Below are 20,745 nucleotides of genomic sequence, written 5' to 3' on the forward strand. Positions count from 1 at the left end.
CGTTATTGCTGGGGTAGATGGCATGGCCGACGAATGGAAAGCGCCCGCCAAGGCGAGTGCAGAGAGCGGTGACGAAAAAAGCTGGAAGCTGCTGGAAAAGACCCTGCTGGCCGGTGTGCAGGAGCAGCGTCGCTCCCGGCGCTGGGGGATTTTCTTCAAGTTGCTGACCTTCGTGTACCTGTTTGTCGCGCTGGCGCTGTTTACGCCGCTGATGGACATGGAGAAGGCCGCTACCCGCAGTGGCAATTACACCGCGTTGATCGACATCACCGGCATGATCGCCGACAAGGAACCGGCCAGCGCCGATAATATTGTCGGCAGCCTGCGGGCCGCTTTCGAAGACGAAAAGGTCAAGGGCGTCATCCTGCGTATCAACAGCCCTGGCGGCAGTCCGGTGCAGTCGGGCTACGTCTATGACGAGATCCGCCGTCTGCGTGGCCTGCATCCGGATACGAAGCTCTACGCAGTGATTTCCGACCTGGGTGCTTCCGGTGCGTATTACATTGCCAGTGCGGCGGACCAGATCTATGCCGACAAGGCGAGCCTGGTGGGTTCCATTGGGGTTACGGCGGCTGGTTATGGCTTCGTCGGCACCATGGAGAAGCTGGGTGTGGAGCGTCGCACCTACACCTCGGGCGAGCACAAGTCCTTCCTCGATCCGTTCCAGCCGCAGAAGCCTGAAGAAACGGCGTTCTGGCAGGGCGTGTTGGATACCACTCACAAACAGTTCATCAACAGCGTCAAGCAGGGTCGTGGCGACCGCCTGAAAGACAAGGAGCATCCGGAGCTGTATTCCGGGCTGGTCTGGTCGGGTGAGCAGGCGCTGCCGCTGGGATTGATCGATGGCCTGGGCAGTGCCAGTTCGGTGGCTCGCGATGTGGTCGGCGAAAAAGAGCTGGTGGACTTCACCGTTCAGGAATCGCCATTCGACCGCTTCTCGAAAAAGCTCGGTGCCAGCGTGGCTGAGCATTTGGCGATGTGGATGGGGTTTAACGGTCCGTCGCTGCGCTAAGCCGCTTTAAACATCAAAAGATCGCAGCCTGCGGCAGCTCCTACAAGGTTATGTGTACACCTGTAGGAGCTGCCGAAGGCTGCGATCTTTTGCTTTCAAGGGACTTTCACGCCTTCGGCCAACAACATATCCACCAGGCGAATCAGCGGCAGGCCTACCAGGCTGGTAGCATCAGGCCCTTCGGTGCATTGAAACAGGCTCACCCCCAATCCCTCGGCCTTGAAGCTGCCAGCGCAATCGTAGGGTTGTTCAGCGTGCAGATAGCGTTCGATGCGTTCGCTGTCGAGTGTTCGCATGTGTACCGTGAACGGCACGCAGTCGACCTGACAATGGCCGGTCTGGCTGTTCAGCAGGGCGAGCCCGGTCAGAAACGTCACGCTGGCGCCGCTTGAAGTCAGGAGCTGCTCGCGGGCCTTTTCAAAGGTGTGGGGCTTGCCGATAATTTGCTCGCCCAGCACCGCGACCTGGTCGGAGCCGATAATCAGATGAGCGGTATGGCTGGCGGCCAGTGCCCGCGCTTTCTGTTCGGCGAGGCGTTTGACCAGTTCGATGGCGGATTCGCCAGGGCGGTGGCTTTCGTCGATATCCGGCGAGCTGCAGCTGAATGGCAGCTGCAGGCGGGCCAGCAAATCCCGGCGATAGACCGAGCTGGAAGCGAGTAATAAAGGCAGCATGGGCAACTCCAAATGACTGGCGCGAATTCTAGCGAGGCTTCCAAGTGACGGACAGGGCTGAATTTCCTTTGACATGGGCGGGTGCATCCCTATAATGCTGCGCCTATGTTGAATGACCCGATTCCACCTCACGTTGACCCGCGCAAATTGGCTGATCGTGGCACCACCCTCCAGGGTGAAATGCTGCTGGCCGATTTGAAGAGACTCTGCGACCCGCTTTCCGACAATGTCGGTACGGTGCAGGCTAAATTCGTTTTTGAACGAGATGAACGTAAATCTGTGGTCATCCACAGCTTTATCGACACCGAAGTCAAAATGGTTTGCCAGCGTTGTCTTGAGCTGGTCACCCTGCCGATCCATAGCGAATGCAGTTACGCTGTGGTGAAGGAGGGTGCGAATACCCAGTCGTTACCGAAAGGTTATGACGTGCTGGAACTGGGCGAAGATCCATTGGATCTGCAGTCACTGATCGAGGAGGAGCTTCTGCTCGCCTTGCCCATTGTGCCTGCTCATCATCCGGAAGAATGCCAGCAGCCGGCGGGAGCAGATGAGCCCGAACCGAGCGAGGACGAGGTAACGCGGTCCAACCCGTTCAGTGTATTGGCGCAGTTAAAGCGTGACCCAAACGTTTAGGAGTTAATCAATTATGGCTGTTCAGCAGAACAAAAAATCCCGCTCTGCCCGTGACATGCGCCGTTCGCACGACGCTCTCGAGGCTAGCACCCTGTCTGTAGAAAAAACCACCGGTGAAGTTCACCTGCGTCACCACGTATCGCCAGAAGGCGTATACCGTGGTCGTAAAGTGATCGACAAGGGCGCTGACGAGTAATCACTTGTCCGCTCAAGTCATCGCGATTGACGCAATGGGCGGGGACTTCGGTCCCCGCAGCATTGTCCAGGCCAGCCTTGCTTGCCTGTCTGCCACGCCCTCGCTGCACCTGACCCTCGTCGGTCAACCCTCCCTCCTTGAAGAATTGATCGCTGGCCAACCGGCTGTGGATCGCGCGCGCCTGTCGATTGCTGCAGCGTCCGAAGTCATCGCCATGGACGAAAAGCCGACCCAGGCCCTGCGTGGCAAGCCCGACTCGTCGATGCGCGTGGCCCTTGAATTGCTGCGCGACGGCAAGGTCCAGGCCTGTGTCAGTGCCGGTAATACCGGGGCGCTGATGGCGTTGTCGCGCTTTGTGCTCAAGACCTTGCCGGGCATCGATCGGCCGGCCATGGTGGCGGCGATCCCGACGCAGAAAGGTTACTGCCAGTTGCTCGACCTGGGCGCCAATGTCGATTGCAGCGCCGAGCATCTGTTGCAGTTCGCGGTGATGGGATCCGTCGCGGCGGAAACCCTGGGCATCGTGCGCCCGCGCGTGGCCCTGCTGAACATCGGCACCGAGGACATCAAGGGCAATCAGCAAGTCAAGCTGGCTGCAACCCTGTTGCAAAGTGCCCGTGGCATCAACTACATCGGTTTTGTCGAGGGTGACGGGTTGTACCGTGGCGAGGCGGACGTGGTGGTCTGTGATGGTTTTGTCGGGAACATCCTGCTCAAGTCCAGCGAGGGCCTGGCCACGATGATTGCCGGGCGCATCGAGGCGTTGTTCAAGAAAAGCCTGCCATCGCGCATGGTCGGAGCCTTGGCCTTGCCACTGATGAAGCGCCTGCAGGCGGACCTGGCACCCGCACGGCATAACGGCGCGAGCTTACTCGGGTTGCAGGGTATCGTGGTTAAAAGCCACGGATCTGCGGGGGTGCAGGGCTTCCAGAGTGCGATTTCCCGCGCCTTGATCGAGATCCAGGAAAACCTGCCGGAACGCATCCACGGTCGTCTGGAGGATTTGTTGCTTTAGGCGTTTTCGTCGGACAATGCTTAAATGTGACCGCTTGGGCTATTTGGCCATCCAACTGTCAGTTTCTTGCGTCCCCCGAGTGGGGCGCCAATTCTCCGACGACCAGATCATTAGGGGCTTGTTACATGTCTGCTTCCCTCGCATTCGTCTTCCCGGGACAGGGTTCGCAGTCCCTCGGCATGCTGGCCGAGTTGGGCGCGCAACACCCGGTCGTCCTCGACACCTTCAAAGAAGCTTCCGATGCCCTCGGTTATGACCTGTGGGCCCTGACCCAGCAAGGGCCGGAAGAGCAACTCAACCAGACCGATAAAACCCAACCGGCGATCCTCACCGCTTCGATCGCCCTGTGGCGTCTGTGGCTGGCTGAAGGCGGCGCGCGTCCGGCTTATGTCGCCGGTCACAGCCTGGGCGAATACAGCGCCCTGGTGGCGGCTGGCAGCCTGAGCCTGGCGGACGCGGTGAAGCTCGTCGAGCGCCGTGGCCAGCTGATGCAGGAAGCTGTTCCGGCCGGGCAGGGCGGCATGGCTGCGATCCTCGGCCTGGAAGACGCCGACGTACTGGCTGCCTGTGCCGAAGCGGCGCAGGGCGAAGTGGTCAGCGCGGTCAACTTCAACTCCCCGGGTCAAGTGGTCATTGCCGGTGCGAAGGCTGCGGTCGAGCGTGCCATCGAAGGTTGCAAGGCCCGTGGCGCCAAGCGTGCCATGCCGTTGCCGGTCAGCGTGCCGTCGCACTGCGAACTGATGCGTCCGGCGGCCGAGCGTTTCGCCGAGTCGATCGCGGCGATCGATTGGCAGGCCCCGCAGATCCCGGTGGTACAGAACGTCAGCGCCCAGGTGCCGGCGGATCTGGAAACCCTCAAGCGTGATCTGCTCGAGCAACTGTACAAGCCAGTACGCTGGGTAGAATCCGTGCAGACCCTGGCCGCCAAAGGCGCGACCAATCTTGTCGAATGCGGCCCGGGCAAAGTACTGGCCGGTCTGAACAAGCGCTGCGCCGAAGGCGTATCGACTTCCAATCTCAACACCCCAGACGCTTTCGCTGCCGCCCGTGCAGCGCTGGCCTGAATCAGGAGAAGCTTGCATGAGTCTGCAAGGTAAAGTTGCACTGGTCACCGGTGCGAGCCGCGGTATCGGCCAGGCCATCGCCCTGGAACTGGGTCGTCAGGGCGCCATCGTTGTCGGCACCGCGACCTCCGCCTCGGGTGCCGAGCGCATTGCCGCCACCCTGAAGGAAAATGGCATTCAGGGCACTGGCCTTGAGCTCAATGTCACCAGCGACGAGTCCGTGGCGGCTGTCCTGGCGAGCATCCAGGCGCAGTTCGGTGCGCCGGCGATCCTGGTCAACAATGCCGGCATCACCCGCGATAACCTGATGATGCGGATGAAAGACGACGAGTGGCATAGCGTGGTCGATACCAACCTGAACAGTCTGTTCCGCCTGTCCAAGGGCGTTTTGCGCGGTATGACCAAGGCCCGTTGGGGACGAATTATCAGTATTGGCTCGGTTGTGGGTGCCATGGGCAACGCAGGCCAAGTAAACTACGCTGCCGCCAAGGCCGGCCTGGAAGGTTTCAGCCGCTCTCTGGCGCGTGAAGTCGGTTCGCGTTCGATTACGGTAAACTCGGTGACCCCAGGGTTCATCGATACCGATATGACCCGCGAACTGCCCGAGGCACAGCGTGAAGCCTTGCAGACGCAGATTCCGCTGGGTCGTCTGGGGCAAGCTCAAGAGATCGCGTCTGTGGTCGCTTTTCTTGCGTCGGACGGTGCGGCTTACGTTACTGGGGCTACAATCCCGGTGAACGGCGGGATGTACATGAGTTAAATGTGACGGATCGTTTCAAAAAAATGTCATACGAGCTGTCTAAAATCCGTTATAAAGCTGCAATCTATTTATAGGCAGCGGGTCGCCGGGTTTGAGGAGTGAAGCTTTCAGTTGAAAAGCTGAAAAGTCTTTCTATACACTTACCCACTGGCCAGCTGCCTGAATTTGTCCATTAGGAGTGAAAACAAGGTATGAGCACCATCGAAGAGCGCGTCAAGAAAATCGTTGCCGAGCAACTGGGCGTTAAAGAAGAAGAAGTGGTCAACACTGCTTCCTTCGTTGAAGACCTGGGTGCTGACTCCCTTGACACCGTTGAGCTGGTGATGGCTCTGGAAGAGGAATTCGAGACCGAAATCCCTGACGAAGAAGCTGAGAAGATCACTACTGTACAAGCTGCAATCGACTACGTTACTGCCCACCAGGCGTAATAGTTTGTAATCGTTGCTCGCTGTCATGGAAAAACCGCACTGCCATCATGGCGTGCGGTTTTTTCTTTAGGCCTGATGCAAAGTCGTCATTTGAAAAAAGGAGAGTGCTGTGTCGCGTAGACGCGTCGTAGTCACCGGTATGGGTATGTTGTCGCCACTGGGCACTGATGTGCCGAGCAGCTGGCAGGGCATTCTGGCTGGCCGCAGTGGCATTGGTCTGATCGAACACACCGACCTTTCTGCCTATTCCACTCGTTTTGGCGGCTCGGTAAAGGGCTTCAATGTCGAGGAATACCTGTCGCTCAAGGAAGCGCGCAAGCTCGACCTGTTCATTCAGTACGGTCTGGCCGCAGGTTTCCAGGCAGTGCGCAATGCCGGCCTGGAAGTCACCGACGCCAACCGCGAGCGCATCGGCGTGGCCATGGGTTCGGGTATCGGTGGGCTGACCAACATCGAAGAAACCAGCCGCACCTTGCATGAGACCGGCCCGCGACGAATTTCTCCGTTCTTCGTGCCTGGCTCGATCATCAACATGATTTCCGGTTTCCTGTCCATCCACCTGGGGGCACAGGGGCCTAACTATGCCATCGCCACGGCGTGTACCACCGGTACGCACTGCATCGGCATGGCTGCGCGCAACATCATGTACGACGAAGCCGACGTGATGATCGCCGGTGGCGCCGAAATGGCCGCTTGCGGCCTGGGCATGGGCGGTTTTGGCGCCTCCCGCGCACTGTCGACCCGCAACGACGAGCCGACCCGCGCCAGCCGTCCATGGGACAAGGGCCGTGATGGCTTCGTACTGTCCAATGGCGCCGGTGCGCTGGTCCTGGAAGAGCTGGAACACGCCAAGGCCCGCGGCGCGACCATCTATGCCGAACTGATCGGTTTCGGCACCAGTGGCGACGCCTACCATATGACTTCGCCACCCGCCGATGGTGCCGGTGCTGCCCGCTGCATCACCAATGCGCTGCGTGACGCCAGGATCAATGGCGATCAGGTGCAGTACATCAATGCCCACGGCACCTCGACGCCGGCTGGCGACCTCGCGGAAGTCAATGCGATCAAGTCGGTGTTCGGCGAGCACGCCTACAAGATGGCCGTCAGTTCGACCAAGTCGATGACCGGGCATTTGCTGGGCGCGGCGGGCGCGGTGGAGGCGATCTTCAGCGTGCTGGCGATCAACAGCCAGGTGGCGCCACCGACCATCAACCTCGACGAGCCGGACGAAGGCTGCGACCTCGATTTCGTGCCGCACACCGCGCGCAACATGGATATCGATGTGGTCCTGTCCAACTCCTTCGGTTTTGGCGGTACCAACGGCTCGCTGGTGTTCCGCCGGTTCGCAGGTTGATGGACAGCTGGGTCGACGGTCAGCCGGCTGACGCATTGTCGCTGAAGGATCGCGGCCTGGCCTACGGCGACGGTCTGTTCGAGACCATCGCCGTGCATGATGGCTTTCCGGTCCTGCTGGATCGTCATCTGGTGCGGCTGGCCAGGGGCTGCCGGCGGTTGGCGATCAATCTTGATCAGGGTATCGTGGTCGCGGAATTGTTGACCTATGCCGAGCAGCTGAACGAAGGCGTAATCAAGCTGATCGTTACCCGCGGCGACAGCCTGCGCGGTTACGCTTTCGATCCTTCGGCCCAGGCCCGTCGTATCCTGTCGGGTAATCCTCCTGCGGTTTACCCGCACGCCCATGCAGAGCAGGGCATACGCCTGTTCCCGTGCACCACACGCCTTTCCTTTCAACCTCTTCTCGCAGGGCTCAAGCACCTGAATCGTCTTGAGCAGGTGATGGCGCGCGCCGAATGGCAGGATACCGAACATGCCGAAGGCTTGATGCTCGATCAGGCCGGTCGCGTGATCGAGGGCGTTTTCAGCAACCTGTTCCTGGTGCGTGACGGCGTGTTGATCACCGCGGATTTGAGCTGCTGCGGCGTAGAAGGTGTGATGCGTGCCGAGTTGTTGTCTCAGGCCGAATCGTTGGGCATCCCCATACAAATCACCGATATCACGCTCGAGCAGCTGCAAGACGCTGACGAAGTCCTTGTCTGCAACAGCGTGTATGGCGTTTGGCCGGTGCGCGCCTATGCAGCACTGAGCTGGCCGGTTGGGCCGCTCACCCGTAAACTCCAAACCATTGCCCGCGCGCTACTGGATGCTTGATACGTGAGACGTAAACTCTTGCTGCTGCTGGAAACCGGACTGGTTCTGGCGGGGCTGACGTTAGGTGCTTCTGCCTGGAAAATTCATTCGGCGCTGGTGCAGCCGCTGAATATCACACAGGAAGAACTGCTTGAGGTGCCCAAGGGCACCACCCCGAACCGCACTTTCCTGCGCATGGAAGCCGATGGCGTCATCAAGGACTCCTTCTGGCTGCGCGTCTATTGGCGCTTCAACTTGCCGAAACAGCCGTTGCACAGCGGCGAGTACCGCATGACGCCGGGTATGACCGTCGAAGGCCTGATCGATCTGTGGAAGCGCGGGGAAATGGTGCAGTACAGCCTGACCCTGGTCGAAGGCTGGAATTTCCACCAGGTCCGTGCGGCCCTGGCCAAGGAAGAAAAACTCGAGCAAACCCTGAACGGCTTGAGCGACAGTCAGGTCATGGACAAGCTCGGCCACAACGGGATTTTTCCTGAAGGGCGATTCTTTCCCGACACTTACCGCTTCGTGCGCGGTATGTCCGACACCGAGCTGCTGAAAACCGCTTACGACCGCCTCGACGAAGTGCTGGCCAAGGAGTGGAACCAGCGGGCGGCCGACCTGCCTTACTCCGGCCCGTATGAAGCCCTGATCATGGCCTCGCTGGTGGAGAAGGAAACCGGCGTGCCGCAGGAACGCGGGCAGATTGCCGGGGTGTTCGTGCGTCGCATGGCGATCGGCATGCTGTTGCAAACCGACCCGACGGTGATCTACGGCTTGGGTGACCGCTACAACGGCAAGCTGACCCGCGCCCATCTGAAGGAAGCGACCCCTTACAACACCTACATGATCGCCGGACTGCCGCCGACCCCGATTGCCATGGTCGGCCGCGAAGCCATCCATGCGGCGCTCAATCCGGTGGAGGGCAGCAGCCTTTACTTCGTGGCTCGCGGCGATGGCAGCCATGTGTTCTCCGATGACCTGGACGCGCACAACAACGCCGTGCGAGAGTTCCAGCTCAAACGTCGCGCCGATTATCGTTCCAGCCCGGCGCCGGCGACCGCGCCCGAAACGCCCGAAGCGCCGGATACCCAGGTGCCGCCAGCCGAGACGGCGCAACCTGAGGCTACTGAGGCTACTGAGGTTCCCGAGGCCCAGCCCCCTGTCCCGGCGGCTTCACCCGACCCGGCGCCCGAGGCTGCACCTCCCGTGCAAGAGCCTTCGCCTGAACCTGCAGTTGCTCCGCAGGCGCCCCCGGAGCCTGAACCACAACCGAATGCAACAACACCGCAAAGCCCGCAATGAATCTGACTAAGGACTGCCTGTGACTGGCTTGTTTATTACGCTGGAAGGCCCGGAAGGCGCCGGCAAGAGCACCAATCGCGAATACCTGGCCGAACGCCTGCGTGCGGCCGGTATCGAGGTGGTGCTGACCCGCGAACCGGGTGGCACGCCACTGGCCGAACGCATCCGCGAAGTATTGTTGGCGCCGATCGAAGAAGTCATGAACCCGGACACCGAGCTGTTGCTGGTGTTCGCCGCGCGCGCCCAGCACCTGGCCGAAGTCATTCGCCCGGCGCTGGCCCGTGGTGCCGTGGTGTTGTGTGATCGCTTCACCGATTCGACCTACGCCTACCAGGGCGGTGGCCGTGGCCTGTCCCTGGAGCGTATCGAGACCCTGGAAAGCTTTGTTCAGGGCGATCTGCGTCCCGACCTGACCTTGATTTTCGACTTGCCGGTGGAGGTGGGCCTGGCGCGCGCCAGTGCCCGCGGACGCCTGGATCGTTTCGAGCTGGAAGGCCGGACCTTTTTCGATGCCGTGCGCGGTGCTTTCCTCAAGCGCGCGGCGGCGCAGCCTGCGCGTTACGTGCTGATCGACGCCGCGCAGCCATTGGCGCAGGTTCAGCAATCCCTGGATGCCTTGCTGCCACGCCTGCTGGAGTTGAGCCGTGGCTGACGCCTATCCGTGGCAGGACAGTCTCTGGCAGCAGCTGGCCGGTCGTGCGCAACACGCCCACGCCTATTTGCTGCATGGCCCGGCCGGGATCGGCAAGCGGGCGCTGGCCGAACGCTTGATGGCCAGCCTGCTGTGCCAGCGTCCGACCGCCCAGGGCGCCTGTGGCGAATGTAAATCGTGCCTGCTGCTCAAGGCCGGCAGTCATCCCGATAACTACATCCTGGAGCCGGAAGAGGCCGACAAGGCGATCAAGGTCGACCAGGTGCGCGACCTGGTGAGTTTCGTGGTGCAGACCGCGCAGTTGGGTGGACGCAAGGTGGTGCTGATCGAGCCGGTCGAGTCGATGAACATCAACGCCGCCAACGCCTTGCTCAAAAGCCTGGAGGAGCCGTCCGGCGACACCGTGTTGCTGCTGGTCAGTCATCAACCCAGCCGGCTGTTGCCGACCATCAAGAGCCGCTGTGTGCAGCAGGCCTGTCCGCTGCCGGGCGAGGCCATGAGCCTGGACTGGCTGGCCAGGGCCTTGCCCGACTGTTCGCAGGAAGAGCGCGTCGAGTTACTGACCCTGGCCGCCGGTTCGCCGCTGGCCGCCGTCAACCTGCACGCCCAGGGCGTGCGCGAGCAGCGCGCGCAAGTGGTCGATGGGGTGAAGAAATTGCTCAAGCAGCAACAGTCGCCGACGCAGCTGGCCGAGGGCTGGAATGCGATTCCGTTGTTGCTGCTGTTCGACTGGTTCTGTGACTGGTCGAGCCTGATCCTGCGTTATCAGCTGACCCAGGATGAAGAAGGCCTGGGGCTGATGGACATGCGCAAGGTGATTCAGTACCTGGCGCAAAAAACCGCGCAGGACAAAGTCCTGAATATCCAGGACTGGATCCTCGCCCAGCGGCAGAAAGTGTTGAGCAAAGCCAACCTCAACCGGGTGTTGTTGCTGGAGGCGTTGCTGGTGCAATGGGCGACTTTGCCTACCCAGAGGTAACCGTCTGCGCCTAGACTCCAGGTATCAGACAAACCGACTGTCCCACTCATACGATGTAAGTTGCAGCCCTTTATGCTCGTAGATTCCCATTGTCACCTTGATCGCCTTGACCTCGCCGCCCATGACGGCTCGCTGGATGCCGCCCTCGAGGCGGCCCGCCAGCGCGGGGTAGGGCACTTCCTGTGCATCGGTGTCAGCGCCGACAACGCGGCCGATGTCAAAGCCCTGGCTGAGCGTTACGACGACGTCGATTGTTCAGTCGGCGTGCATCCGCTGGACGTGCAGCCGGGTGCGGCGCCTGCGCTGGACTGGCTGTTGCACGAGCTCAATCATCCGCGCGTCGTGGCGATCGGTGAAACCGGCCTGGATTATCACTACGAACCGGAAGCGGCAGAGTTGCAGCAGCAATCCTTCAGGTTGCACCTGCAAGCGGCCCAGCAGACCGGCAAGCCGGTGATCATCCATACCCGTGGTGCCCGCGCCGATACCTTGGACCTGCTGCGTGAAGCGGCGCTGCCCCAGGCGGGCGTGCTGCACTGTTTCACCGAGGACTGGGACATGGCAAAAGCCGCGCTGGACATGGGTTACTACATTTCCCTGTCCGGGATTGTCACGTTCCGCAATGCCGACGCGCTGCGCGACGTGGCGAGCAAGGTGCCGGCCGACCGTTTGCTGGTGGAAACCGACTCACCGTACCTGGCGCCGATCCCGTACCGTGGCAAGCCGAACCTGCCGCAGTACGTTCGTGAGGTAGCGGAATTTCTGGCAATGTTGCGGGGTGAGGCTTACGAGCGATTTGCCGAGCAGACCACCGAAAACTTCAAGCGGTTGTTCCCGCTGGCGCATGTGAAAGGTTAAATCGCAGGCAAAAAAAACCCGGGTTCTGGGGGGTGAATCCGGGTTAAGACCATTAGGAGTAAAACAATGGCACGCGGTCCGTTGGTACCAATATCGGCGTGACACTTGGGGGAGATGCCCCGCCGACAGTTCAAGTATTGATCAGTATTTCGCACCGTCCAGTTTGTAGGCTGCGGTTTTTAAACAAATTTGGAATACGCACGCTTCAGAAGAGTTCTCATCAAGCGGCTGTCTTGCGCGAAATCATCAAGAAACACAGATATGGTCGGATGATCCGTGCATTTTGGCGCAATTTAGGCATAATACGCGGCTTCGAATTTTGACCCCTACAGACCTTTTCTTATGCATAAAGAACCTCGTAAGGTCCGTGAGTTTCGTCGCCGCGAGCAAGAAATTCTCGATACCGCGCTCAAGCTGTTCCTCGACCAGGGTGAAGACAGTGTCACCGTCGAGATGATCGCTGATGCTGTCGGTATCGGCAAAGGCACGATCTACAAGCACTTCAAGTCCAAGGCCGAGATCTATCTGCGCCTGATGCTCGACTATGAGCGCGATTTGAACGAGCTGTTGCATTCGGCCGATGTCGACAAGGACAAGGAAGCCCTGTCCCGCGCCTATTTCGAATTCCGCATGCGTGACCCCCAGCGTTACCGCTTGTTTGACCGCCTGGAAGAGAAGGTCGTCAAGGGCAACCAGGTACCGGAGATGGTCGAGGAACTGCACAAGATCCGCGCCTCTAACTTCGAACGCCTGACCTTGCTCATCAAGGGCCGGATCAGCGAAGGCAAGCTTGAAGACGTGCCGCCTTACTTCCATTACTGCGCGTCCTGGGCGCTGGTACACGGTGCCGTGGCGCTGTATCACTCGCCGTTCTGGAGCAACGTGCTGGAAGACCAGGAAGGCTTCTTCCAGTTCCTGATGGACATCGGCGTGCGCATGGGCAACAAGCGCAAGCGCGACAACGACACCCCGAGCAGCTGAGCCATTCAGCCGCCTTATTGCCCATGATTTCTCAACATGGCGCAGTACCGCAGGAATATACTCAGGCATAGGGCTTGCTAAAACTTGATTTGTGAGTCAAGTTTTACCAGCCCGTATATTCTTCGCCGGAGTCATCATGATCGTCGACCGTCAAGGCAGGCGCTTTCGCAATTTAAGAGTCAGCCTGACCTCAGCCTGCAATTACGCTTGTACCTACTGCGTGCCCAACGGCAAGCGGCTGGTGGCTGCGCAGGATGAATTGTCGGCCGAAGCCATGGCACGCGGGGTGGCCTACCTGATCGAAGCGGCGGGCATCGAGCGCTTGCGCATTACCGGTGGCGAACCGCTGGTCAGCCCGAAACTCGAAGCCTTCATGGCCGCGGTCGGGCAGATGGGGCTGCAGGACATCAGCCTGACCACCAACGGGCAGCTGCTGGCGAAGAAGCTGCCGATCCTGATCGATGCCGGCATCCGGCGCATCAACGTTTCCCTCGATACTCTGGACGCCTCTGCGTTTCGCAGCATTGCCCGTGGCGGCGACCTGGCGACAGTGCTTGGCGGCATGGACCAGGCCCGTGCGGCGGGCATGAAGGTCAAGGTCAACATGGTGCCGCTGCGCGGCCAGAACCTCGACCAGGTGATGCCACTGCTCGACTATTGCCTGGAGCGTGGCTATGAACTGCGCTTTATCGAGTTGATGCGCATGGGCCACCTGGCTAGCGACTCCAATGCCTTCCTGCAGCAGTTTGTCAGCCTGCAACAGCTGCTGAGCCTGATCGGCGAGCGTTATGAGTATCTCCAGGCCGATGCGCCTGTCGATGCTACCGCCGTGCGCTACGAGATTCCGGGGCAGGGCTATTTTGGCGTGATTGCCAACGAAAGCGTTCCGTTCTGCCGCACCTGCTCGCGGTTGCGCCTGTCCTCCACTGGCTGGCTGCATGGCTGCCTGTCGTCGAGCAATCGCCACTATGTCGGCGACCTGCTGGACAAGCCGCGCCATCAGGCTTTGCCGGCCTTGCAGCGACTGTTGGTCAAGGCGTTGGGCGACAAGCAGGAAGTGGCGTTTTCCGGTGGTGCCACGGTCATGAAGATTATTGGCGGCTGAGCTGGCGCAAAAGCTGCATCCCACGGCCATTCGCCGGTTTTCCGTCACCGGCCTCTGGAGGATAGGATGCGTAGCCTGGTTTTGCTGCTGGCCATTTTGGCGCTCGGTGGCTGCATGAATGTCAGCGACATGGCCGAAGGGACGCGCTACCACATGAGCGACGCCGGCCTGCTGGACCACAGCGACAGCCGCCGGGTGAACAACCTGCGCATTCAGCCGGACTCCTTCGTCTACATTGCCCAGGGCGCCTTTGTGCCGCCTGGCAGCGCCGTCTACCCACGCCCCAACGTGATCGCCGAAGTCGCCTTCGATGGTTTCGTCGAGTATTTCCCGATGGTCCGCCGCGCCCGCACACCGCAAGGTCTTGATCAGGCCATGGGCGAAGCCCGTGCCGTGGGCGCCCATTACCTGCTCTATACGCGTTTCGCCAACTCCGATGACCGCATCGGCAACTCGGATGAGTGGCTGGACCAGGAAGCGCTGGATCGCCTCGGTATCGACACCGGAGTGATTCAGATCATGTTGATCGAGACCAGCACCCAGTATTTGATTGATACTGCACGTATCCAGGGTCGTGGTGGTCTGCTGACCTTCCACGACGAAAAACCCGAAGACCTGATGGGCCCGCCGCTGCAACAGTACGCGCGCAGCCTGCTGGGGCTCAGCGACCAGTAAATTCAAGGAGAACGCCATGAGTGGCCCGCAAAAAGCCAACGACCTGCTGGGGCAAATCCCCAAGACCCAAGGCTTGCCACCGGTCCACCTGTGGAACCCCGACTTCTGCGGCGACATCGACATGCGCATCGCCCGCGACGGTACCTGGTATTACCTGGGCACGCCGATCGGGCGCAAGCCGATGGTCAAGCTATTCTCCACCATCATTCGCCGCGACGGTGATGATTACTTCCTGATCACGCCGGTGGAGAAGGTTGGCATCAAGGTCGATGACGCGCCCTTTGTGGCGATTGCCGTGGAGGTGGAAGGTAAGGGCGAGAAGCAGGTCCTGCGCTTCACCACCAACGTCGATGAGACTGCCGAGGCCGGCACCGAGCATCCGATTCGCGTGGTCATCGATCCCGACACACAAGAACCTGCGCCTTATGTGCATGTGCGCACCAACCTCGAAGCGCTAATCCATCGCAATGTGTTTTACCAACTGGTGGAGCTGGCGGTGAGCCGTGAGATCGAGGGTCAGCGCTGGTTGGGGGTGTGGAGTGGCGGTGAATTCTTCCCCATCGGTCTAGAGCCTTAATCGGTCAAAATGTGGGAGCGGGCTTGCTCGCGAAGGCGGTGTGCCTGACACATGGATGTTAGATGTACAGACGCTTTCGCGAGCAAGCCCGCTCCCACATTTGATCTATGTATTATTTTAATGTGATTGACAGCCAATCATATGATGATTAGCGTGGACACCCATCGCGAACGGCTTTGAGGTGTCCATGTCCAGCAGTTTTCATGCGTCGACCGTCGATTGGCTGGGCTGCTGGATCGCTGCCGGGCAGGTCAAGCCTGGTGAGGCGCTCAAGGTCGAAGCCGACCTCGGCGAACAACTGGGTGTCAGCCGCACCGTTATCCGCGAAGCCATCAAGACCCTGGTCGCCAAGGGCATGCTCGAGGTCGGGCCGAAGGTCGGTACGCGAGTGTTGCCGGTACGGCGCTGGAACCTCTTCGATCCGCAAGTCGTCGGCTGGCTGTCCCGCAGCGGTTTGCCGGAAAACTTCGTCGATGACTTGCTCGACCTGCGCCGCACCATCGAGCCGATGGCCGTGCGTTGGGCCTGCGAACGCGCAACCGCACAACAGCTCGACGCCATTTCATTGGCCTACAACGCGTTGGAGCGAGCAGTGGACAGCGGCGTCGACTACAACCGCGCCGACCAGCTCTTCCACGAGTGCATCCTCGCCGCCAGCCACAATCAATTCATCGAACAAATGGTCCCGGCCCTGGGCGCGCTGCTGGCCGTGTGTTTCGAAGTGTCCGCCGCCGACCCCGACGAACTGCGCCGCACCTTGCCGATTCATAAAGATATGGCCGACGCCATCGCCGCCCGGGATACCGCGCGGGGCGTCTGGGCCTGCATGTCCCTGATCGATAACGCTGACCTGGCGATCAAACGCTTCTACCCACAAGTGATGGCCGACAGGGTAGGAGCGAGCTTGCTCGCGATGGAGTATCAGTCGACGTCGATGTAGCTGACACTCCATCGTTGGACGCTTCTACACAAATAAAAACAAGAACAATGCAGGAGGTTTCATGGAGTACACCGCAGTGACCGAACACCGCGCCCAGCTCGGCGAAGGCCCGTTCTGGGATGCGCCGACCCAGGCGCTGTACTGGGTGGACATCGCCGGCAAACAGGCGCTGCGCTTGATCGGCGCCAACGTGCAGATCTGGCAGATGCCGGAGCACGTGTCGGCGTTCATCCCCTGTGCGAGCGGCGATGCGCTGGTGACCTTGAGCAGCGGGGTGTATCGGCTGGATCTGGATTCACCTGGACTAGCGCCTCGACTGACCTTGTTCTGCGTCGCCGATCCGCACCCCGGCAACCGCCCCAACGAGGCCCGCTGCGATGCCCAGGGCCGGCTCTGGCTCGGCACCATGCAAAACAACATTGGCGAGCAGGGCGAAGACCTGCCTGTCGAACGGCGTTCCGGTGGCCTGTTCCGCATTGATCGCGACGCACGGGTGACGCCGCTGCTGCGTGGCTTGGGCATTCCCAACACGTTGCTGTGGAGCGATGACGCTACTACCGTTTATTTCGGCGACAGCCTCGACGGCACGTTGTACCGGCATTTCATTCGTACCGACGGCCACCTCGAACCGGCACAGGCCTGGTTCGGCCCCCACACCCGCGGCGGCCCGGACGGCTCGGCGATGGATGCCGAAGGTTTTATCTGGAATGCCCGATGGGATGGCAGTTGCCTGCTCAGGCTGACGCCGGACGGGCAGGTCGATCGGGTGATCGAACTGCCCGTCAGCCGTCCGACCAGTTGCGTATTTGGCGATGCCGACCTGAAAACTTTGTACATCACCAGTGCCGCGAGTCCGCTTGGGCATCCGCTGGATGGAGCGGTACTGGCGATCCGCGTCGACGTTGCAGGAAAGCTCTGTAGCCGATTCGCCGGTTAAATCCCTAAATATGGGATGTAAATATATATATTGAGATTATCGGCGAGCCGGGTTTATAGTCGGCTCCATCAGTTACACGCACTCACACTTAAAAAAACAAAACAGGTGAAGTGATGCAGCGATATTCCCCCGCACTCCCGCGTGGAGTCCGCGTTTCAGAGAACCTCAGGGCTGAAACATTTTCGCGCCTGCCTGTTTCTTCCACTCGCCTTTTGACCGGACATCCACCGATGCCCGGTTTTCGTCGAGCTTTCGAACAGGAGTCCTGATCCATGGCTGAACCTCTTTCGCTGCCACCAGTGCCCGAACCCCCAAAGGGCGAGCGCCTGAAAAATAAAGTCGTGCTGTTGACCGGCGCCGCCCAAGGCATCGGCGAGGCGATCGTGGCGACCTTCGCGTCCCAGCAAGCCAAGCTGGTCATCAGCGATATCCAGGGTGAAAAAGTCGAAAATGTCGCGGCGCAGTGGCGGGGCAAAGGGGCTGACGTGGTGGCGATCAAGGCCGACGTTTCGCAGCCGCAAGACCTGCAGGCGATGGCCAGGCTGGCGGTCGAGCTGCACGGGCGAATCGACGTGCTGGTCAATTGCGCCGGGGTCAACGTGTTCCGCGATCCGCTGGAAATGACCGAGGAAGACTGGCGTCGCTGCTTTGCCATCGACCTCGATGGCGCCTGGTACGGTTGCAAGGCAGTGTTGCCGCAGATGATCGAGCAGGGCATCGGCAGCATCATCAACATCGCGTCCACCCATTCCACCCACATCATTCCGGGCTGCTTCCCCTATCCGGTGGCCAAGCACGGCCTGCTCGGCCTGACCCGCGCCCTGGGGATCGAATACGCCCCCAAGGGCATTCGCGTCAACGCCATTGCACCGGGCTACATCGAAACCCAATTGAACGTCGACTACTGGAACGGCTTTGCCGACCCCCATGCCGAACGTCAGCGCGCCTTCGACCTGCATCCGCCACGCCGCATCGGCCAGCCGATCGAGGTGGCCATGACCGCGGTGTTCCTGGCCAGTGATGAAGCGCCGTTCATCAACGCTTCGTGCATCACCATAGATGGCGGGCGCTCAGTGATGTACCACGACTGAGTCGTCCGGTTTTCCGGTGTAAAGCTACGCCTGAAATCCAATCATCATACGATATGACTATTGGCAGTACGCTCAACAAAAACAACAAGGAGTCAGCTTATGAATCGTCGTCATGCCATCCGTACCCTGTGCTGTGCCGCCCTGGCGGTCAGCGCGGTCAGTCTCAGCAGCACGCTGCTGGCGGCCGAAGAAGTGAAAATCGGTTTCCTCGTCAAGCAAGCGGAAGAGCCCTGGTTCCAGACCGAATGGGCATTCGCCGAAAAGGCCGGCAAGGATAAGGGCTTCACCTTGATCAAGATCGCCGTGCCGGATGGCGAGAAAACCCTGTCGGCCATCGACAGCCTGGCGGCCAACGGCGCCAAGGGTTTCGTGATCTGCCCGCCGGACGTGTCCCTGGGCCCGGCGATCATGGCCAAGGCCAAGCTCAACGGCTTGAAAGTGATCGCCGTGGATGACCGCTTCGTCGATGCCAGCGGCAAGTTCATGGAAGACGTGCCGTACCTGGGCATGGCGGCGTTCGAAGTCGGCGAGAAGCAGGGCAGCGCCATGGCCACCGAAGCGAAAAAACGCGGCTGGGAATGGAAAGACACCTATGCCGTGATCAACACCTACAACGAACTCGACACCGGCAAAAAACGCACCGACGGTTCGGTCAAGGCCTTGCAGGATGCGGGCATGCCCAAGGACCACATCCTCTTCTCCGCCCTGAAAACCCTCGACGTACCGGGCAGCATGGACGCCACCAACTCGGCGCTGGTGAAACTGCCGGGCGCGGCGAAGAACTTGATCATCGGCGGCATGAACGACAACACCGTGCTCGGCGGCGTGCGTGCCACCGAAGCCGCCGGTTTTGCCGCGGCGAACGTGATCGGCATCGGCATCAACGGCACCGACGCCATTGGCGAGCTGAAGAAACCCGACAGCGGCTTCTACGGTTCGATGCTGCCCAGCCCGCACATCGAGGGCTACAACACCGCCAGCATGATGTACGAGTGGGTTACCAGCGGCAAAGAACCGGCGAAGTACACCGCCATGGACGACGTGACGCTGATCACGCGCGACAACTTCAAGCAGGAACTGGAAAAGATCGGCCTGTGGAATTGAGGGCCGGTTGATTTCATTGGCGGCCCCGGCAACGGGGTTGCCTGATCTGTGTGATGAGGTGGTTATGCACGCGCAAACACAAGTACAGAAACATCCCGCCGGACGCAGCTTGCGCTTCAACGGGATCGGCAAGACCTTTCCCGGGGTGAAGGCGCTGGACAACATCAACTTCGTCGCCCATCCGGGGCAGGTTCATGCCTTGATGGGCGAGAACGGTGCCGGCAAGTCGACCTTGCTGAAAATCCTCGGCGGCGCCTACATCCCGAGTAGCGGCGAGCTGCAGATCGGCGGCCAGACCATGGCCTTCAAGTCCACCGCCGACAGCATTGCCAGCGGCGTCGCGGTGATTCACCAGGAGCTGCACCTGGTGCCGGAAATGACCGTGGCGGAAAACCTGTTTCTCGGTCATCTGCCCGCCAGTTTCGGCCTGATCAATCGCGGCACCCTGCGCCAGCAAGCCCTGGCCTGTCTCAAGGGGCTGGCCGACGAAATCGACCCGCAGGAGAAAGTCGGGCGCCTGTCCCTCGGCCAGCGGCAGTTGGTCGAGATCGCCAAGGCCTTGTCCCGTGGCGCCCATGTCATCGCCTTCGACGAACCCACCAGCAGCCTGTCGGCGCGGGAGATCGACCGCTTGATGGCGATCATCGCGCGCCTGCGCGACGAGGGCAAAGTGGTGCTCTACGTCTCCCATCGCATGGAGGAAGTGTTCCGCATCTGCAACGCGGTGACGGTGTTCAAGGACGGCCGCTACGTACGCACCTTCGAAGACATGAGCCAGCTGACCCACGATCAACTGGTCACCTGCATGGTCGGTCGCGACATCCAGGACATCTACGATTACCGCCCGCGCCCGCGCGGTGCGGTGGCGTTGAGGGTCGACGGCCTGCACGGGCCGGGCCTGCGTGAACCGGTCAGTTTCGACGCGCACAAAGGCGAGATTCTTGGTTTGTTCGGCCTGGTCGGCGCGGGGCGCACGGAGTTATTTCGCCTGCTCAGCGGCCTCGAACGCAACAGTGCCGGGCGCCTTGAACTGCGCGGCCATGAATTGAAACTGCGCTCACCCCGGGACGCGATTGCGGCCGGGATCCTGCTCTGTCCCGAGGACCGCAAGAAAGAGGGCATCCTGCCCCTGGCCAGCGTTGCCGAGAACATCAATATCAGCGCCCGCGGTGCGCATTCCACCTTCGGTTGCCTGTTGCGCGGTTTGTGGGAGAAGGGCAACGCCGACAAGCAGATCAAGGCGCTCAAGGTGAAAACACCGCACGCCGGCCAGCCGATCAAGTTTCTCTCCGGCGGCAACCAGCAGAAGGCCATTCTCGGTCGCTGGCTGTCGATGCCGATGAAAGTCCTGCTGCTTGACGAGCCCACCCGCGGCATCGACATCGGCGCCAAGGCGGAGATCTACCAGATCATCCATGACCTGGCTGCCAGTGGCATTGCGGTGATCGTGGTGTCCAGCGACCTGATGGAAGTGATGGGCATTTCCGACCGCATCCTGGTGCTGTGCGAAGGCGCCCTGCGCGGCGAACTGAGCCGCGAACAGGCCAATGAATCCAACCTGCTGCAACTGGCTTTGCCGCGCCAACGCGCTGACGGCGTGGCGAACTGAGA

Annotated in this window: 23 protein-coding genes; 22 read left to right on the forward strand and 1 reads right to left on the reverse strand. The window is 60.6% G+C overall.

All coding sequences use genetic code 11. From position 1 onward, the window contains the following. The first annotated feature begins 22 nt into the window (after positions 1-22). The gene (locus tag NPS56_RS00395) at positions 23-1,012 is read left to right on the forward strand and encodes a S49 family peptidase (RefSeq protein WP_274072958.1); all 990 of its coding nucleotides are present in this window, start codon (positions 23-25) and stop codon (positions 1,010-1,012) included. Between the two features lie 95 nt (positions 1,013-1,107). On the opposite strand, the gene NPS56_RS00400 is transcribed toward NPS56_RS00395, so the two are convergent. Further along, the gene (locus tag NPS56_RS00400; protein WP_274072959.1) at positions 1,108-1,686 is read right to left on the reverse strand and encodes a Maf family protein; all 579 of its coding nucleotides are present in this window, start codon (positions 1,684-1,686) and stop codon (positions 1,108-1,110) included. A 105-nt stretch (positions 1,687-1,791) separates the two neighbouring features. On the opposite strand from NPS56_RS00400, the gene NPS56_RS00405 reads away from it, so the two are divergent. The 21 genes from NPS56_RS00405 to araG all read left to right on the forward strand — a co-directional run bounded on the left by NPS56_RS00405 (position 1,792) and on the right by araG (position 20,743). After that, positions 1,792-2,319, forward strand: a complete 528-nt coding sequence (locus NPS56_RS00405) for a YceD family protein (RefSeq protein WP_008066540.1) — start codon at positions 1,792-1,794, stop codon at positions 2,317-2,319. 13 nt (positions 2,320-2,332) lie between these two features. Then, positions 2,333-2,515 (forward strand): 50S ribosomal protein L32, encoded by a 183-nt coding sequence (rpmF, locus tag NPS56_RS00410; RefSeq protein WP_003179396.1) that lies wholly within the window; start codon positions 2,333-2,335, stop codon positions 2,513-2,515. A 4-nt stretch (positions 2,516-2,519) separates the two neighbouring features. Beyond that, positions 2,520-3,530: a phosphate acyltransferase PlsX gene (gene plsX, locus NPS56_RS00415; protein ID WP_274072960.1), complete on the forward strand. Its 1,011-nt coding sequence runs from the start codon at positions 2,520-2,522 to the stop codon at positions 3,528-3,530. 125 nt (positions 3,531-3,655) lie between these two features. Then, positions 3,656-4,594, forward strand: a complete 939-nt coding sequence (gene fabD, locus NPS56_RS00420) for an ACP S-malonyltransferase (RefSeq protein WP_033043587.1) — start codon at positions 3,656-3,658, stop codon at positions 4,592-4,594. A gap of 16 nt (positions 4,595-4,610) precedes the next feature. Beyond that, positions 4,611-5,354, forward strand: a complete 744-nt coding sequence (fabG, locus tag NPS56_RS00425; protein ID WP_274072961.1) for a 3-oxoacyl-ACP reductase FabG — start codon at positions 4,611-4,613, stop codon at positions 5,352-5,354. Positions 5,355-5,545: 191 nt separating this feature from the next. Beyond that, positions 5,546-5,782, forward strand: a complete 237-nt coding sequence (gene acpP, locus NPS56_RS00430; protein WP_007987170.1) for an acyl carrier protein — start codon at positions 5,546-5,548, stop codon at positions 5,780-5,782. A 109-nt stretch (positions 5,783-5,891) separates the two neighbouring features. Further along, the gene (gene fabF, locus NPS56_RS00435) at positions 5,892-7,136 is read left to right on the forward strand and encodes a beta-ketoacyl-ACP synthase II (protein ID WP_077185643.1); all 1,245 of its coding nucleotides are present in this window, start codon (positions 5,892-5,894) and stop codon (positions 7,134-7,136) included. After that, the gene (gene pabC / locus NPS56_RS00440) at positions 7,136-7,951 is read left to right on the forward strand and encodes an aminodeoxychorismate lyase (protein ID WP_274072962.1); all 816 of its coding nucleotides are present in this window, start codon (positions 7,136-7,138) and stop codon (positions 7,949-7,951) included. Before fabF ends, pabC begins: the two co-directional genes overlap by 1 nt. Positions 7,952-7,954: 3 nt before the next feature. Next, positions 7,955-9,235, forward strand: coding sequence for an endolytic transglycosylase MltG (gene mltG, locus NPS56_RS00445; protein ID WP_274072963.1), 1,281 nt, complete (start codon positions 7,955-7,957; stop codon positions 9,233-9,235). A gap of 19 nt (positions 9,236-9,254) precedes the next feature. After that, positions 9,255-9,887, forward strand: a complete 633-nt coding sequence (gene tmk / locus NPS56_RS00450; protein ID WP_274072964.1) for a dTMP kinase — start codon at positions 9,255-9,257, stop codon at positions 9,885-9,887. After that, positions 9,880-10,866, forward strand: coding sequence for a DNA polymerase III subunit delta' (locus NPS56_RS00455; protein WP_274072965.1), 987 nt, complete (start codon positions 9,880-9,882; stop codon positions 10,864-10,866). The genes tmk and NPS56_RS00455 overlap by 8 nt, the downstream gene beginning before the upstream one ends. 72 nt (positions 10,867-10,938) lie before the next feature. Continuing rightward, positions 10,939-11,724, forward strand: a complete 786-nt coding sequence (locus NPS56_RS00460; RefSeq protein ID WP_274072966.1) for a TatD family hydrolase — start codon at positions 10,939-10,941, stop codon at positions 11,722-11,724. A gap of 342 nt (positions 11,725-12,066) precedes the next feature. After that, complete coding sequence (locus tag NPS56_RS00465) at positions 12,067-12,705, forward strand: TetR/AcrR family transcriptional regulator (protein ID WP_274072967.1); 639 nt, start codon at positions 12,067-12,069, stop codon at positions 12,703-12,705. Positions 12,706-12,841: 136 nt separating this feature from the next. Continuing rightward, the gene (locus NPS56_RS00470) at positions 12,842-13,810 is read left to right on the forward strand and encodes a GTP 3',8-cyclase MoaA (protein WP_274072968.1); all 969 of its coding nucleotides are present in this window, start codon (positions 12,842-12,844) and stop codon (positions 13,808-13,810) included. Positions 13,811-13,876: 66 nt separating this feature from the next. After that, a complete protein-coding gene (locus tag NPS56_RS00475; protein WP_274072969.1) occupies positions 13,877-14,485 on the forward strand; it encodes a DUF4823 domain-containing protein in 609 nt (202 codons plus the stop codon). A 16-nt stretch (positions 14,486-14,501) separates the two neighbouring features. Further along, on the forward strand, positions 14,502-15,062 hold the full coding sequence (locus tag NPS56_RS00480; protein ID WP_274072970.1) for a DUF1285 domain-containing protein: 561 nt from the start codon (positions 14,502-14,504) through the stop codon (positions 15,060-15,062). A 187-nt stretch (positions 15,063-15,249) separates the two neighbouring features. After that, on the forward strand, positions 15,250-16,002 hold the full coding sequence (locus NPS56_RS00485) for a FadR/GntR family transcriptional regulator (protein ID WP_274072971.1): 753 nt from the start codon (positions 15,250-15,252) through the stop codon (positions 16,000-16,002). Positions 16,003-16,063: 61 nt separating this feature from the next. Further along, on the forward strand, positions 16,064-16,939 hold the full coding sequence (locus NPS56_RS00490; RefSeq protein WP_274072972.1) for an SMP-30/gluconolactonase/LRE family protein: 876 nt from the start codon (positions 16,064-16,066) through the stop codon (positions 16,937-16,939). A gap of 272 nt (positions 16,940-17,211) precedes the next feature. Next, positions 17,212-18,030, forward strand: a complete 819-nt coding sequence (locus NPS56_RS00495) for an SDR family oxidoreductase (protein ID WP_274072973.1) — start codon at positions 17,212-17,214, stop codon at positions 18,028-18,030. A 99-nt stretch (positions 18,031-18,129) separates the two neighbouring features. Next, positions 18,130-19,134, forward strand: a complete 1,005-nt coding sequence (locus NPS56_RS00500; protein WP_274072974.1) for a substrate-binding domain-containing protein — start codon at positions 18,130-18,132, stop codon at positions 19,132-19,134. A gap of 64 nt (positions 19,135-19,198) precedes the next feature. After that, positions 19,199-20,743 (forward strand): L-arabinose ABC transporter ATP-binding protein AraG, encoded by a 1,545-nt coding sequence (gene araG / locus NPS56_RS00505; protein WP_274072975.1) that lies wholly within the window; start codon positions 19,199-19,201, stop codon positions 20,741-20,743. Positions 20,744-20,745: the final 2 nt, after the last annotated feature.

It is taken from the genome of Pseudomonas putida (genome assembly GCF_028682635.1).
Classification (GTDB): domain Bacteria; phylum Pseudomonadota; class Gammaproteobacteria; order Pseudomonadales; family Pseudomonadaceae; genus Aquipseudomonas; species Aquipseudomonas putida_AE.